The organism is Micromonospora sp. NPDC051924 (assembly GCF_055586005.1).
Genome location: NZ_JBVJJA010000001.1, coordinates 200,578 through 215,231 on the forward strand (window position 1 = coordinate 200,578; position 14,654 = coordinate 215,231).

A 14,654-nucleotide genomic window follows, 5' to 3' on the forward strand; every position below is an offset into this window, starting at 1 on the left:
GGTGCATCCCCCATGACTGACTTCGACCCGGCCAACTTCGCGAACGTCGGCCCCAAGGACTTCGCGCAGCTGGTCAAGTCCACCCCCGACGACAAGATCGCCGAGATCATGTCGGGCGACCTGCGCGGCAAGGTGCTGAGCGAGGTCTTCAACCGGATGCCGACGCTGTTCCGCGCCGACCGCGCCGGCTCGACCAACGCGGTCATCCACTGGAACATCACCGGTCGCCCGGACGGCGGCACCGACACCTACGAGATCGTCATCGAGAACGGCACCTGCACCGTTTCGGAGACCCCCACCCGGGACCCGAAGCTGAGCCTCACCATGGGCCCGGTCGAGTTCCTGAAGATCGTCTCCGGTGGCGGAAACCCGGTCATGATGTTCATGACCGGCAAGCTGAAGGCCAAGGGTGACCTGGGCCTGGCCGCCAACATCGCCAACCTGTTCGACATCCCCAAGGCCTGACCATGGCCGAGTTCTCGCTCGACCTGAACGAGGAACAGCGGGACCTTCGCGACTGGGTGCACGGCTTCGCCGCCGAGGTCGTGCGCCCGGCCGCGGCCGAGTGGGACGCCCGGGAGGAGACTCCCTGGCCGATCATCCAGGAAGCGGCGAAGGTCGGCCTCTACGGCTTCGAGTTCCTCGCGACCTGCTGGGCCGACCCCACCGGCCTCTCCCTGCCGATCGCCAGCGAAGAACTCTTCTGGGGCGACGCCGGCATCGGGCTGAGCATCTTCGGCACCTCCCTCGCGGTCGCCGCCATCTACGGCGCCGGCACCCCGGACCAGCTCGTCGAGTGGGTCCCGCAGTGTTTCGGTGACGTCGACGAGCCGGCCGTCGCCGCGTTCTGCACCACCGAACCCGAGGCCGGGTCCGACGTCGGCTCGATGCGGACCCGCGCGGTCCACGACGAGGCCACCGACGAGTGGGTGCTGAACGGGCAGAAGGCGTACGCCACCAACGGCGGGATCGCCGGGGTGCACGTGGTCACCGCCTCGGTCGAGCCCGAGCTGGGCTCGCGGGGGCAGGCCGCGTTCGTCGTACCGCCGGGCACGCCGGGGCTCAGCGCCACCCGCAAGCTCCGCAAGCTCGGGCTGCGCGCGTCCCACACCGCCGACGTCTTCCTCGACGACGTACGGGTGCCGGGGCGCTGCCTGCTCGGCGGCAAGGAGGCCCTGGACGAGCGGATCGCCCGGGCCCGCACCGGGCAGCGCGCCTCCGGCCAGGCGGCGATGCGCACCTTCGAACTGTCCCGCCCGACCGTCGGCGCCCAGGCGCTCGGCGTGGCCCGCGCCGCGTACGAGTACGCCCTGGACTACGCGAAGGAACGGGTCCAGTTCGGACGGCCGATCATCGAGAACCAGGCGGTCGCGTTCGCGCTCGCCGACATGAAGATGGAGATCGACGCGGCCCGGCTGCTGGTCTGGCGGGCCTCCTGGATGGGCCGGAACAACCGGCCGTTCAGCGCGGGCGAAGGCTCGATGTCCAAGCTCAAGGCCGGCGAGGTGGCCGTCTCGGTCACCGACAGGGCGGTCCAGCTGCTCGGCGGCGCCGGGTTCCTGCGCGACCACCCGGTCGAGCGCTGGTACCGGGACGCCAAGATCTACACCATCTTCGAAGGAACCTCCGAGATCCAGCGGCTGGTCATCTCCCGGGCCATCTCCGGGATGCAGATCCGCTGATCGCCGGCGGACCCCGACCCGACCCGCGACGCCCCCGCCGTGCCGGGCGGTACGCGTCGCGGGTCGGGCCGCCGGTCCGGTCCGCTCCGTCCGTCCGGGCCCCGCGACGGGCCCGGGGTGTCCGCAGGCTGGGCGAATGATCACGCCAGCTGGGCGTCCGGCCACCACGGGTGCATGATCAGGAGAAACTCTCGCGAAGGAGGGCCGCGACTTGGACCTGCCGTTCATCGTCGCCACGCTGACCCGACGCGGACTGCTCACCCCAGGCCGCCCGATCCGGGTCGCCTCGCAACTGAACGCGCTGCGCCGCTGGGGCTGGAGCCTCGCCGGCGAGCTGCGCCAGGCCGCCGCGCGCGACCCCGGGCGGATCGCCGTGGTCGACGAGCAGGGCACCACGCTGACGTACCAGGAGCTGCTGGAGCGGTCGGAACGGCTGGCCCGGTCGATGCGGGCCGGCCTCGGCGTGCAGTCGGGCGACCGGATCGGCGTGCTCTGCCGCAACCACCACGGGCTCATCGAGGCGATCGTGGCGGCGATGCTGCTCGGCGCGGACGCCGTACTGGTCAACACCGGGCTCTCCGCCGCGCAGCTCGCCACCGTCGCCGAGGAGCAGCGGCTCCGGGTGCTGGTGCACGACGCCGAGTTCGCCGAGCGGCTGCTCGGCTTTCCCGCCGACGTGCACCGGGTCGACGAGCGCGGCCAGGAAGAGCTGATCGCCGGCGCGCTCCCCGGGGACCAACTCCAGCCGCCGGAGCGGGACGGCCGGACCATCGTGCTCACCTCCGGCACCACCGGCGCGCCGAAGGGGGCCCGGCGCCCCACCCCGAACGGTTTCGGTCCGCTGGTGTCCATCATCGACCGCATCCCGATGCACGCGCGGGACACCGTGATGATCGCCGCGCCGATCTTCCACACCTGGGGGTACGCCGCCCTCCAGGTGTCGTTCGCGCTGCGCGCCACGATCGTGCTGCACCGCCGGTTCGACCCGGCCGCCACGCTCGCCGCCCTGGCCACCCACTCCTGCGACGCGCTCTTCGCCGTACCGGTGATGCTGCAACGGCTGATGGAGGTGCCGCCGCCGGACCCGCGCCCGCCGCTGAAGGTGGTCGCGGTCAGCGGCTCCGCCCTCCCCGGCGGGCTCGCCACCGCGTTCATGGACCGCTACGGCGACGTCGTCTACAACCTCTACGGCTCGACCGAGGTCTCCTGGGCGTCCATCGCCGGGCCGGCCGACCTGCGGGAGGCACCCACCACCGCCGGCCGCCCGCCGCACGGGACCCGGCTGGCGATCCTCGACGACGCCGACCAGCCGGTCCGGACCGGGCAGGTGGGGCGGATCTTCGTGGGCAACGAGATGCTCTTCGAGGGCTACACCTCCGGGACCACCCGGGAGAGCCACGACGGCCTCCTCGACACGGGCGACCTGGGCCGGGTCAGCGCCGACGGGCTGCTCTTCGTCGACGGGCGGGCCGACGACATGATCGTCTCCGGCGGGGAGAACGTCTTCCCCTCCGAGGTGGAGGACCTGATCGCGCGGCTCCCGCAGGTCCGCGAGGTCGCCGTGATCGGCGTCCCGGACGCGGAGTACGGCCAGCGGCTCGCCGCGTTCCTCGCCCTGCACCCCGGCGAGCAACTCGACCCGGAGGCGGTACGCGAGTACGTCCGCCACTACCTGGCCCGCTTCTCGGTGCCGCGGGACGTGGTCTTCGTCAAGTACCTGCCACGGAACGCCACCGGCAAGGTGCTCAGCCGCGAGCTGCGCCGCTACTACGGCTGACCGGGCAGGGGCGCACGCGCGCCCCCGGGTCAGGGATAGAGGGTCAACCCGGGCGACAGGGCGACGGCGGCAAGCTGGTCCATGCTGAGCAGCGGCGCCTCAGCCGTCTTCGTGCTCACCATCTGTCCGTCGACCACGTCGTTGCGGAAGTTGTTGGTGATGACCCACACCGTGGTCCCGTCCGGGCGCGCCAGCCACAACGACAGCTGTACCTGGCCCGGCCCCGCATCCATGCGACTTTGCGCCGCCACCGAGCCGTCCTGGTAGTGGACGATCTCGCAGTCCCCCGGCTTCATCCAGCGTGAGCAGTCGGGGATGGTCCCGTCCTGGGCGCTCGGCCTCAAGTTGAGCGAGAACAGGCCGCGCTCCGTGCCCCGTCGCAGCGCCGCGCCGACGTCGTACTCCCGGTAGCGGGGGTGGTACTGGAACTGCGGCTTGGCGCACCCCGGCTGCAGCGACTCGACGCGTACGCCGGCGGGCAACCATTGCCGCAGGCCGTCCCGGAACGCACCGGTCAGCCGCGCGACGGCCGCGGCCGGGTCCTCCGTCGGCCGGGGGCGCACCGTGTCGTACGTCTCGACCGGCGTCTCCGGACCGCTCGGTTTCGGGCTCACACGGGTGCAGAGACGCACACCGGTGGAGGGCGCGACGGTGGGCGGACCGGCGGGTGCCGCCGACAGAGGTGCCGGTGCCCCGGCGAACAGGGTGGGCGTGATCGCGATCGCGGCGACGACTGCCGCCACACCCGTCCCGCTCAGGACCCACGATCGTTGGCGACGGCGACGCAACTCGGACCGGATCAGGTGGTCGACGTCGATCCGGGTCGGTGGCGCGTCGGTCACGGCGGCCTGCAGCTGGTTCGAGATCTCATCCATTGGTACGTGCCTCCCGAGTTGTGACCGGAACGCCGAGGAGGCGGTCCCGGAGCGCCTCGATCGCCCGCGCCGCCTGGCTCTTCACGGTCCCCGGACTGCAGCCGAGCTCGCGAGCGGTCTCCTCGACGGAGAGGTCGCAGAAGTAGCGGAGCACGAGCACCGCCCGACGGCGCGGGGGCAGCTCGGCGAGCAGGGCGAGGATGGCGAGGCGCTCCACCGTGTCGTCCGTGTCCGCGCGGACGGCGCGGTCCGGTACCTCCGCCCACGCCGACTCCCGCCGCCAGGGCCGGCGGCGCTCGTCGAGCCAGACGCGCAGCAGGGTACGCCGCACGTACGCGTCGGGGCTCTCCATGACGGACACCCGCCGCCAGTGCCGCAGCAGCTTCACCAGCGCCGTCGACACCAGGTCGTCGGCCGTGTGCCAGTCGCCGCAGAGCAGGTACGCCGTCCGGCGCAGCGGCTCCAGCCGCGCCGTGACGTACTCGCGGTAGCCGTCGATGTCGGCAGGCAATCCCGCCACCTCCTCACCTCACCGCTCAAACGGAGGCGGCGGGGTCGGAGGTTGCCTGGCCGGAGGAAGGGGCCGCGCCCGCGGCCGGCCGACGTCAGCCGGGAACGGTGATCCGGCCCTCGACCGCCGCCGCGGCGATGTCGGTGCGATGGTGCGAGTCGGCCAGCTCGATGCCGCGTACCAGGTCGTAGGCGGCGTCCCGGGCGGCGGCCAGGTCAACGCCGGTGGCCGTGGCGCAGAGGACCCGGCCCCCGGCGGAGCGGAGCGTGCCGTCGGCGTCCCGGCGGGTGCCGGCGTGGATGACGCCCGGCCGGTCGGCGCCGGTGATCGGGTCGCCGGTGCGCGGGGCCGCCGGGTAGTCTGCGGCCGCCACCACCACGGTGACCGCCGCGCCGTCCCGCCAGCGCAGCGGCGGGTGCGCCGCGAGCGTGCCGGTGGCGGCGACCTGCAGCAGCCCGGCCAGCGGGGTCTCCAGCAGCGCAAGGACGACCTGGGTCTCCGGGTCACCGAAGCGGGCGTTGAACTCGATCACGCGAGGGCCGGCCGTGGTGATCGCCAGGCCGACGTAGAGCAGGCCGGCGAAGGGGGCACCCCGGCGGCGCAGCTCAGCCAGCGTCGGGTGCACGACGTCGCGCATCACCTCGTCGACGAGGTTCGGCGGCGCCCAGGGCAGCGGCGCGTACGCCCCCATGCCGCCGGTGTTCGGGCCGCTGTCGCCGTCACCGACCCGCTTGAAGTCCTGGGCCGGCAGCAGCGGCAGGGCGGCCACGCCGTCGGTGACCACGAAGAGGGAGACCTCGGGCCCGGCCAGGTATTCCTCGATCACCACCCGGCCGCACTCGGCCGCGTGCGCGGCGGCGACCGCCCGGTCGTCGGTGACCACGACGCCCTTGCCGGCGGCCAGCCCGTCGTTCTTCACCACGTACGGCGCGCCGAACTCGTCCAGCGCCGTCGCGACGCTCTCCGGGTCGGCGCAGGTGTACGCCCGCGCGGTGGGTACGCCGGCCGCGGTCATCACGTCCTTGGCGAACGCCTTCGAGCCCTCCAGCCGGGCCGCCTCGGCCGACGGGCCGAACGCCGCGATGCCCTTGGCGCGTACCGCGTCGGCGACCCCGGCCACCAGCGGCGCCTCCGGTCCGACCACCACCAGGTCGGCGCCCACCTCGACGGCGAGCGCCGCGACGGACGCCGGATCGGTCGGGTTCACCTCCCGCAGCTCGGCCACCGCCGCGATGCCCGGATTGCCCGGCGCCGCGACCAGCGCTTCGACCGACGGATCGGCAGCCAGCCCGAGCGCGAGCGCATGCTCCCGCCCGCCACCACCCACAAGAAGTACCCGCACGACCCCGCATCCTACTGACCACCCCACCCACCCCCGTTGATCAAGAAGTTTGCGTCTCATTTTCGGAACTCCGCAGACGCAAACTCCTTGATCAACGATTCCGCCGCAGGGCGCGTCGGACGGTTTCCGGGATGTAGTCGGGGCGGAGGGTGTCGGACCAGGTGAAGCGGAGGACCGACCAGCCGGCGTTGACCAGGCGGTTCTGCCGACGACGATCGTCGAAGAGCGCCGCTGGTATGCGGTGCGGGCCGCCGCCGTCGGCCTCGGCGATCACCCTGCCGCCACGCCAGCCCAGGTCTCCGATGCCGAGCAGGTAGCCGTCGTCGTCGCGGACTTCGAGTTGCAGCGCATCGGGCGGCACCCCGCCGTCCACGCACCGCAACCGGGTACGGGTCTCCAACGGCGACTGCGCACGGCCGTCCGCCTCGGCCAGGTATCTGCGGGCCGCGACCGCGCCACGCCGTCCCGCGATGAGCGCCAGCACCAGGGGCAGATCGTGCTCGGTCAGGAGCTGCCGGTTGAGCGCGGAATCAACGACGCACACCGACGGGTAGCGGTCCGTGCGCAGCAGGACGTCGGCCACAGTACGGACCGGAGTCGTGACCGGAACGCCGGCAACCGTGCAGACCTCGGCCGGGCCGAGGACGAGTTGGTGGATCACCAGGTCGGGGTCGGTGGACCGTTGCGGCCGGGGGCGACCCGGAGGAACCGACACATGGACCTTGGGCGACGGTCTGAGGCCGTTCATCCGATGGACCTCTGCAGCGGTGCCCAGAACAGCGACAGCATCAGGGCCGACACTGGTCACCGCCGCGCGAACACGTGCCCAGCGCAATGCCCCCACGTCGGAAGCAGGCCCCGGAACGAAACAGCCGCGCGCCACTCTTCGCCACCGACCCGACCGAACCAGGTGACGGACCTGATCCCGGCTGAAGCCCGCGGTCAGCGCCTGGGACGCGGTCACCACACCACCCTGGCGGCCGGCCAGCCGCTGCAACAGCTCGCGATCACCCACCCGCCCAGCCTGCCCAGTCCCCGGCCGCCCCACCATCCCTGTGGACAACCCTGTGGACAACCGACCCGATCCATGTTGATCAAGAAGTTTGCGTCAGGATCCGCGCCGAATATGACGCAAACTTCTTGATCACCGCATCGAGCCGGCGGCCCCGGGGGATGGGCCGGCCCGGGGGGGGTGGGGTGGGGGTTAGGGGAGGAGGGGGTGGCGGACGACGTTTTCTTCGCGGCCGGGGCCTACGCCTACGACGCTGACCTTGGTGCCGCAGAGTTCCTCGATGCGGGCGATGTAGCGGCGGGCGTTCTCGGGGAGTTCGTCCTCGGTGCGCGCCTTGGTGATGTCCTCCCACCAGCCGTCGAGCTCTTCGTAGACCGGCGTGGCGTGGTGGAAGTCGGTCTGCGTCATCGGCATGTCGTCGACGCGCTTGCCGTTGATCTCGTACCCGACGCAGATCGGCACCTTGGGCAGGCCGGTGAGCACGTCCAGCTTGGTGACCACCAGGTCGGTGACACCGTTCAGGCGGGACGCGTACCGGGCGACCACGGCGTCGAACCAGCCGGCGCGGCGCTCCCGGCCGGTGGTGGTGCCGTACTCACGGCCGACCTTGACCAGGTGCTGGCCGTTGTCGTCGAAGAGCTCGGTGGGGAAGGGGCCGGAGCCCACCCGGGTGGTGTACGCCTTGCTCACCGCGATGACCTTGGTGATCGCGGTCGGCGGGATGCCCGCGCCCACGCACGCGCCACCGGCCGTCGGGTTCGACGAGGTGACGAAGGGGTACGTGCCGTGGTCCATGTCGAGCATGGTGGCCTGGGCACCCTCCAGCAGCACCGTCTTGCCCTGGTCCAGCGCGTCCCAGAGCATGCCCCGGGTCTCCGCGATGTACGGCTTGAGCCGCTCGGCGTAGCCGAGGTACTCCTCGATCGTCGCGTCGACGTCGATCGCCTTGCGGTTGTAGACCTTGAACAGCAGCTGGTTCTTCTCGCGGAGCGCCAGCTCCAGCTTCTTGCGCAGGATGCCGGGGTCGAGCAGGTCCTGGATCCGGATGCCCATCCGGGCGACCTTGTCGCCGTACGCGGGGCCGATGCCCCGGCCGGTCGTGCCGATCCGGGAGGAGCCGAGGTAGCGCTCGACCACCCGGTCCAGCGCCCGGTGGTGCGGCATGATCAGGTGCGCGTCACCGGAGATGCGCAGCCGGGAGACGTCCACGCCCCGCTCCGAGAGGCCGTCGATCTCCTCCAGCAGCACCTTCGGGTCGACCACCACGCCGTTGCCGATCACGATCATCGCGTTCGGCGAGAGCGCGCCGGACGGCATGAGGTGCAGCGCGTACTTCTGGCCGTCCGGGGTGATCACCGTGTGACCGGCGTTGTTGCCGCCGGAGTAGCGCACGACGTAGTCGACCCGCTCACCCAGCAGGTCGGTAACCTTGCCCTTGCCCTCGTCGCCCCACTGAGCGCCGATGAGCACGATCGCTGGCATCTTCTCCGCCTCCAGAAGGCTCGGGTGCCAGGTGGCGACCGGTTGGCGAGCCCGGGGTGTCAGGCTAACAAGTAGTGACGGCGGGACCGGCAGGGGTTCGTCGAGAAGCAGGAGGCTCCTTCGTGTACGACGTGGTGCTGCTCACCCTCGGCTCGGAGCGGGACGCTGCCGGCGGGGGCTGCGGCAGCGGTGGAGCCTGCTGCGGTGGCGCCGCCGAGGCGGCCGGCGAGCAGTCCGAGGAGCGCTGCGAGACGCCGCGCGTACCGGTGCTGGCCTGCGCGGACGCGCTGACCGCCCGGGGTGCCCGGGTCGCGACGGTCACCGCCCGCTCGGACGCCGAGATCGACGAGGTGCTGGCCCGGCTCGACGGGCCGCCGCGTGCGGACGGCCTCACCTGGCCGGACCCGGACTCCAAGACCCGACTCGTGGTCGCTACGGCCAGTGACGGGCAGTTGCGCGCCGTGCTCCGCCGGCTGGTCCGGCGGTACGCTCCGCCGCCCAGCCGCCGGCCGGCGGACCTGCCCGGCAACCGGACCGTCCCCGACCTGCCCCCGGTCGGCGTACTCCCGCTCGATCCGGCCCGGACCGGCACGGCGCGGGATCTGGCCGCGCAGCTCGGGCTGCCCCGCGACCCGGCAGCGGTGGCCGCGGCGGTGCTGAACGGCACGCCCCGCCGGCTCGACCTGCTGCGCAACGACGGCGGTTCGGTGACCCTGGACGGCGCGCTGCTCGGCGCGGCCGACGACGCGGGCCGGCCGCTGCACTGGCGGGCCCGGGTCGAGGTGGACGACGCCGTCCTCTCGTACGGCGACGAGCCGATCCTGGCCTGCGCGATCGGCAACGCCGGCGGGTACGCGCGGCTGGACGACGTGACGCTGCTGGCGGACCCGGACCCGGCCGACGGCCGGGTGGAGGTGGCGGTGGCCGTCTCGGTGGTCACCCGGTCCGCGTTGGGCAGGAAGAAGGTACGACTCGAGGTGCGCCGCGCCCGGGGCCGGGCGGCGGCGGTCGTGCCGCGCGACGAGAAGGTGCCCTTCCTCGACGACGGCGTCGAGGGCGAGCTGACCCGGAAGCGGTCCTGGTGGATCGAACCGGGCGCCTGGGCGGCCTGGACGTCCTGACCCCCGTCGATCCCCCGATCGGGCCGCCCGGCGAACCGGACGGCCTATCCTCGGCGGGAGGAATGGGGAGGAACCGTGGTGCACGAGAACGCCGACCGGGCCCACGTACCGGGCCAATCGCAGGTGCCGGAGCGGGACATCGAACCGCTCTGGCCGCCCGAGCAGCTCGACCCGACCACGACCACCCCGCCGTGTGCGACGCCCGCCCAGCCCGGCGCGCCCGCCTGGCCGATCCCGGTCACCCCGGCCACGCCCCCGTCCACGCCCTGGCCCCCGCCGCCGATCGACCCGACCGATGGATCAGGGCCGCAGGTCGCCGCCGCCGGCCCGGTCCCGGTCGAACCGGCGGCCGCCGGACCACCCCCGGACGAGACGCGAGCCGCCGACGGCGTGCCGGCCCCGCGCCCGGCGCCCGCGGTCGACCTGGACCTCCCGTTCACCCTCGACCAGCCCGCCACCGGCGCGGACGGCGAGAACGGCGCTCCGGCCCATGGCCGGACCGAGTCGCCCTGGGCGCAGCCCCCGCAGCGGTCGAACGGCGGTACGCCCGAACCCTCCACCGACGCGGCCGGGCCGGCGGAGGAGGCCACCCCCGCACCGCCGCGGCTCGGGCCGTTCCCGCCCGCGCCGGGAGTGCCGCGTCAGCCGTCGCCCTACGGGAACGGCCAGCCGGGCTATCCGGGTGAGTCGCCGTACCCGCCCCCGCAGGCGGCCGGGGCGCCGGGCTGGTACCCGCCGGTCCGGCCCCAGACGGGCGCCCCCCAACCGGGTCCACCGCAGCAGGCCGGGCCGCGGCAGCCCGGCGCCCCCGGGCCGCGGCAGCCGGCCACGCCGCCGCCGGTACCGGCGGGATACCCGGAGCCGGGCCGGACGCCGGAGACCGGGCCAACGCCGACGGCCGAGGACTTCGCCCGGCGCCGCCAGGCCAGGCCGGCCGACCCGGTGGCCACCATGGGCGTACGCGCGGTGGTGAACCGGATCGGGCTGGTCCGGCTTCCGCCGGGACGGCACGAACAGGAACTCAAGCGGGACATCGAGATGGTCCGGCGCAACTTCGGCGGACTGCGCCAGGTGACCGTGGTCAACCCGAAGGGCGGCGCCGGCAAGACGGTCGCCATCCTGCTGCTCGCGATGACCTTCGGCCAGAAGCGCGGCGGGTACGTGCTGGCCTGGGACAACAACGAGACCCAGGGCACCCTGGGCATGCGGGCCCAGCAGGACTTCCACTCCCGTACGGTCCGCGACATGCTGCGCGACCTCGCCCAGTTCCAGGGACCGCACGGCCGGGTCGGCGACCTCTCGCAGTACGTCCGCTCGCAGGGCGAGGGGATGTTCGACGTGCTCGCCTCGGACGAGTCGGCCACCGGCGGGGAGATGCTCACCGCCGCCGCCTTCGCCGAGATCCGCGAGGTGGTCAGCCGGTTCTACAAGCTGATCTTCGTGGACACCGGGAACAACGTGCGGGCGCAGAACTGGCAGGCGGCGATGGACGCCACCGACCAGCTCGTGGTCACCATGTCGGCCCGGAACGACTCGGCGGAGACCGCCGCCCGGATGCTCGACCATCTGGAGCAGAGCGGCCGGCAGCGGCTGGTCCGACAGGCGGTGACGGTGGTGTCCATGCCGCCGTCCCGCAAGGAGATCGACCTGCCGGCGATCCAGGAGCACTTCGCCGCCCGGACCCGGGCGGTGCTGCTGGCGCCGTACGAGCGGCTCATCGACACCGGCGAACCGATCCGGTACGGCCAGCTCTCCTCGGCCACCCGGGACGCGTGGCTCAAGATCGCCGCAGCGGTGGCGGAAGGGCTGTAGCCGTACACGCGGCGGCCGGCCCACCGCGGGGCCGGCCGTCGCGCGCCGGTCAGCGGCTGGAGAGGGCGTCCGCGGCGGCCGGGTCGCAGTCGCGGAGGAACTGGGCGCACCGCGCCGCCTCGTCCGCCTCGCCGATCTCGCCCGCCGCACGGGACAGCACGTAGAGGCAGCGGAGGAAGCCCCGGTTGGGCTTGTGCGACCAGGGCACCGGGCCGTGGCCCTTCCAGCCGCTGCGCCGCAGCTGGTCCAGGCCCCGGTGGTAGCCGGTACGCGCGTACGCGTACGCCGTGACGACCTGGCCCGCGGCGAACGCGCGGGCGGCGAGCGCCCCCCAGGCCGCGCTGTGGCTCGGGAAGCGGGCCGCGACGTCGGCGAACGCCTCGTCGGTGTCCTGCTCGGCGGCGGCGGCCAGCGCGGCGTCGGCCTCCTCGTGCGCGGGCAGGAGGGTGGCCGGTGGCTCAGGCAACAGGTTCTGCATCGCCCCATTCAACCCGCTTCGCCCTGGGGTCCGCGAGAGGCTTCGCCGAGCCGCTCGGCTGAACGGCTGAGGGTTTCGTCACGCCTGCGGCCCGGCGCCCGATACCCGCGGCCCATGCCACCTGGCGTTGTCTTCCACTACAACTGATGGTCCGGAGCCTCCCCAGGACCCGGTCACGCAGGAGCCCGCCGGCCAGGCCGGCGGGCTCCTGTCGGTCCGGCGGGCGTTTGTCGGGTTGCCCCGGGTGGGCAGGATGACCTGGTGCCGACCCCACCTCCCGCGGACGTCATCGAGCCGCACGACACCAGCATCGACGAGATCGAGACCCGGGCCGAGTTCGACCGGCGGCTGGCCGAGGGCAGCCTCGCCGGCCTGACCGTGCAGGGCCTCCGCCTCGACCTCGACCCCGTACCCGACCTGCGCGCCGCCGACGTCGCCGGCACCCTCTTCGTGGGCTGCCGGTTCGCCGACCGGGAGGTCGGCGCGGACCTGGTCCGGCGCGGCGCGAACGTGGTCCCGCCCTTCTCCGGACTGCCCTACCCGACCCAGCCGGCCCACCTCTACACCCCCGACGACCTGGCCGCCGGCTTCGCCGAGGGTGGCTTCGCCGGGATGTACGACACCCGGGTGTACGCGCACTTCCGGGCGCACGGCGGGGCGCTGCCGGACGTCCGCGAGGCGCTCGGCCAGCGGCTGCACGACCACGGGGTGGACAACGCCCTGGCCGACGCCACCCGGGCCTGGCTGGCGGTGCACGGGCCGCAGTCGGTGGTGGGCGTGATGGGCGGGCACGCGGTGCCGCGCGGCAGTGCCGCGTACCGGATGGCCGCGGTGCTGGGCTGGGAGCTGGCGCGGGCCGACCGGCTGGTGGTGACCGGCGGCGGCCCGGGAGTGATGGAGGCGGCCAACCTGGGCGCGTTCCTCGCCGCATGGCCGGCGGAGGAGCTGACCGCGGCGATCGACGTGCTGGCCACCGCGCCCGACTTCACCGACCACGACCGCTACACGGAGGTGGCGCTGCGGGTCCGGGCGAGGTACGCGGCCGGCCCCACGCTGCCCACCCCGCGCCCGGCCGCCGCCGGCACCGAGTGGGCCCGCTCCGGTGGCCTGGCCATCCCCACCTGGCTGTACGGGCACGAGCCAGCGAACCTCTTCGCCGGGCGGATCGCCAAGTACTTCTCCAACGCCATCCGGGAGGACACCATCCTGCGGCTGGCCCGGGGCGGGATCGTCTTCGCGCCAGGCCGGGCCGGGACGGTGCAGGAGGTGTTCCAGGCGGCCACCAAGACCTACTACGGCACCGACGGGGCGAGCGGGGCGTACGTCTTCCTGGACCGGGCGTACTGGACCACGGAACTGCCGGTCGAGTCGCTGCTGCGGCCGCTCTTCGCCGCCTCCCCGTTCGGCGACCTGTCGGCCACCGTGCACCTCACCGACGACGTCCGCGAGGCGGTCCGGGTGCTGACCCGGTGAAACGAAGGGGCCCCTTCCCGACAGGCGTCTGTCGGGAAGGGGCCCCTCCTTTCAAGCTCACTTCATCTTGGTGCCGGTGGAGCGCAGCGCCTCGCAGGCCTCGACGACCCGGGCGGCCATGCCGGCCTCGGCGGCCTTGCCCCAGACCCGCGGGTCGTACATCTTCTTGTTGCCGACCTCGCCGTCGACCTTCAGCACGCCGTCGTAGTTGCGGAACATGTGGTCCGCGACCGGGCGGGTGAAGCAGTACTGGGTGTCGGTGTCGATGTTCATCTTCACCACGCCGTAGTCCAGCGCCTCGCGGATCTCCGACAGCAGCGAGCCGGAACCGCCGTGGAAGACCAGGCTGAGCGGCTTCTCCTTGCCGTACTTGGCGCCGACCGCAACCTGGATGTCGTGCAGCACCTGCGGGCGGAGCTTGACGTTGCCCGGCTTGTAGACGCCGTGCACGTTGCCGAAGGTCAGCGCCGCCATGTAGCGGCCCTTCTCGCCGAGGCCGAGCGCCTCGACCATGGCCAGGCCGTCGTCGACGGTGGTGTAGAGCTTCTCGTTGATGGCGTTCTCGACGCCGTCCTCCTCGCCGCCGACGACGCCGACCTCGATCTCGAGGACGATCTTGCCCTTGGCGGCCTCGGTGAGGAGCTGCTCGGCGATCTCGAGGTTCTCGGCCACCGGCACGGCCGAGCCGTCCCACATGTGCGACTGGAACAGCGGCTCCTCGCCGTTCTTCACCCGCTCCTGGGAGATGCCCATCAGCGGCCGGACGAACTTGTCCAGCTTGTCCTTGGGGCAGTGGTCGGTGTGCAGCGCGATGTTGACCGGGTAGTTCTTGGCCACCTCGTGGGCGTACTTGGCGAACGCGACAGAGCCGCTGACCATGTCCTTCACGGACGGGCCGGAGAGGTACTCCGCACCGCCGGTGGAGACCTGGATGATGCCGTCGCTCTCCGCGTCGGCGAAGCCCTTGAGCGCCGCGTTCAGCGTCTGCGAGGAGGTCACGTTGATCGCGGGGTACGCGAACCGGCCGGCCTTGGCCCGGTCCAGCATCTCCGCGTAAGCCTCGGGGGAAGCGATGGGCATGTCGAACGC

General features: G+C 73.0%; 13 protein-coding genes. 6 read left to right on the forward strand and 7 right to left on the reverse strand.

Going from position 1 to position 14,654, the window contains the following annotated elements; genetic code table 11:
* Positions 1-12: 12 nt before the first annotated feature.
* The 3 genes from ACZ6S5_RS01020 to ACZ6S5_RS01030 all read left to right on the forward strand — a co-directional run bounded on the left by ACZ6S5_RS01020 (position 13) and on the right by ACZ6S5_RS01030 (position 3,459).
* Complete coding sequence (locus ACZ6S5_RS01020) at positions 13-465, forward strand: SCP2 sterol-binding domain-containing protein (protein ID WP_465996402.1); 453 nt, start codon at positions 13-15, stop codon at positions 463-465.
* 2 nt (positions 466-467) lie between these two features.
* Positions 468-1,682, forward strand: coding sequence for an acyl-CoA dehydrogenase family protein (locus tag ACZ6S5_RS01025; RefSeq protein ID WP_465996404.1), 1,215 nt, complete (start codon positions 468-470; stop codon positions 1,680-1,682).
* Between the two features lie 211 nt (positions 1,683-1,893).
* A complete protein-coding gene (locus tag ACZ6S5_RS01030; RefSeq protein WP_465996406.1) occupies positions 1,894-3,459 on the forward strand; it encodes an AMP-binding protein in 1,566 nt (521 codons plus the stop codon).
* A 29-nt stretch (positions 3,460-3,488) separates the two neighbouring features.
* Here the strand turns inward: ACZ6S5_RS01030 and ACZ6S5_RS01035 are convergent, their stop codons facing one another.
* The 5 genes from ACZ6S5_RS01035 to ACZ6S5_RS01055 all read right to left on the reverse strand — a co-directional run bounded on the left by ACZ6S5_RS01035 (position 3,489) and on the right by ACZ6S5_RS01055 (position 8,681).
* Positions 3,489-4,334 (reverse strand): hypothetical protein, encoded by an 846-nt coding sequence (locus ACZ6S5_RS01035; RefSeq protein ID WP_465996408.1) that lies wholly within the window; start codon positions 4,332-4,334, stop codon positions 3,489-3,491.
* Positions 4,327-4,845, reverse strand: a complete 519-nt coding sequence (locus tag ACZ6S5_RS01040) for a SigE family RNA polymerase sigma factor (protein WP_465996529.1) — start codon at positions 4,843-4,845, stop codon at positions 4,327-4,329. The genes ACZ6S5_RS01035 and ACZ6S5_RS01040 overlap by 8 nt, the downstream gene beginning before the upstream one ends.
* 94 nt (positions 4,846-4,939) lie before the next feature.
* Positions 4,940-6,187, reverse strand: a complete 1,248-nt coding sequence (purD, locus tag ACZ6S5_RS01045; protein WP_465996410.1) for a phosphoribosylamine--glycine ligase — start codon at positions 6,185-6,187, stop codon at positions 4,940-4,942.
* A gap of 91 nt (positions 6,188-6,278) precedes the next feature.
* On the reverse strand, positions 6,279-7,202 hold the full coding sequence (locus tag ACZ6S5_RS01050) for a type IV toxin-antitoxin system AbiEi family antitoxin domain-containing protein (RefSeq protein WP_465996412.1): 924 nt from the start codon (positions 7,200-7,202) through the stop codon (positions 6,279-6,281).
* A 189-nt stretch (positions 7,203-7,391) separates the two neighbouring features.
* Positions 7,392-8,681 (reverse strand): adenylosuccinate synthase, encoded by a 1,290-nt coding sequence (locus ACZ6S5_RS01055; protein WP_465996414.1) that lies wholly within the window; start codon positions 8,679-8,681, stop codon positions 7,392-7,394.
* 122 nt (positions 8,682-8,803) lie between these two features.
* On the opposite strand from ACZ6S5_RS01055, the gene ACZ6S5_RS01060 reads away from it, so the two are divergent.
* Positions 8,804-9,802 (forward strand): diacylglycerol kinase family protein, encoded by a 999-nt coding sequence (locus ACZ6S5_RS01060; protein ID WP_465996416.1) that lies wholly within the window; start codon positions 8,804-8,806, stop codon positions 9,800-9,802.
* A 75-nt stretch (positions 9,803-9,877) separates the two neighbouring features.
* Positions 9,878-11,614: a MinD/ParA family ATP-binding protein gene (locus ACZ6S5_RS01065; RefSeq protein WP_465996418.1), complete on the forward strand. Its 1,737-nt coding sequence runs from the start codon at positions 9,878-9,880 to the stop codon at positions 11,612-11,614.
* Between the two features lie 49 nt (positions 11,615-11,663).
* Here the strand turns inward: ACZ6S5_RS01065 and ACZ6S5_RS01070 are convergent, their stop codons facing one another.
* Positions 11,664-12,092 carry a DUF3151 domain-containing protein gene (locus ACZ6S5_RS01070; protein WP_465996420.1) on the reverse strand — a complete coding sequence of 143 codons (429 nt, stop codon included), beginning with the start codon at positions 12,090-12,092 and terminating at the stop codon, positions 11,664-11,666.
* A gap of 261 nt (positions 12,093-12,353) precedes the next feature.
* Here ACZ6S5_RS01070 and ACZ6S5_RS01075 point away from each other — a divergent pair, with 261 nt between their 5' ends.
* Positions 12,354-13,565, forward strand: a complete 1,212-nt coding sequence (locus ACZ6S5_RS01075; protein ID WP_465996421.1) for an LOG family protein — start codon at positions 12,354-12,356, stop codon at positions 13,563-13,565.
* Between the two features lie 57 nt (positions 13,566-13,622).
* Here the strand turns inward: ACZ6S5_RS01075 and fbaA are convergent, their stop codons facing one another.
* On the reverse strand, positions 13,623-14,645 hold the full coding sequence (gene fbaA, locus ACZ6S5_RS01080) for a class II fructose-bisphosphate aldolase (protein ID WP_465996423.1): 1,023 nt from the start codon (positions 14,643-14,645) through the stop codon (positions 13,623-13,625).
* Positions 14,646-14,654: the final 9 nt, after the last annotated feature.

Excerpts from the sequence above, each read along its gene's own strand:
- ACZ6S5_RS01055 (WP_465996414.1), bottom strand. The coding sequence starts at position 8,681 with ATGCCAGCGATCGTGCTCATCGGCGCTCAGTGGGGCGACGAGGGCAAG.
- ACZ6S5_RS01035 (WP_465996408.1), bottom strand. The coding sequence starts at position 4,334 with ATGGATGAGATCTCGAACCAGCTGCAGGCCGCCGTGACCGACGCGCCA.
- ACZ6S5_RS01070 (WP_465996420.1), bottom strand. The coding sequence starts at position 12,092 with ATGCAGAACCTGTTGCCTGAGCCACCGGCCACCCTCCTGCCCGCGCAC.
- fbaA (WP_465996423.1), bottom strand. The coding sequence starts at position 14,645 with ATGCCCATCGCTTCCCCCGAGGCTTACGCGGAGATGCTGGACCGGGCC.
- ACZ6S5_RS01020 (WP_465996402.1), top strand. The coding sequence starts at position 13 with ATGACTGACTTCGACCCGGCCAACTTCGCGAACGTCGGCCCCAAGGAC.
- ACZ6S5_RS01025 (WP_465996404.1), top strand. The coding sequence starts at position 468 with ATGGCCGAGTTCTCGCTCGACCTGAACGAGGAACAGCGGGACCTTCGC.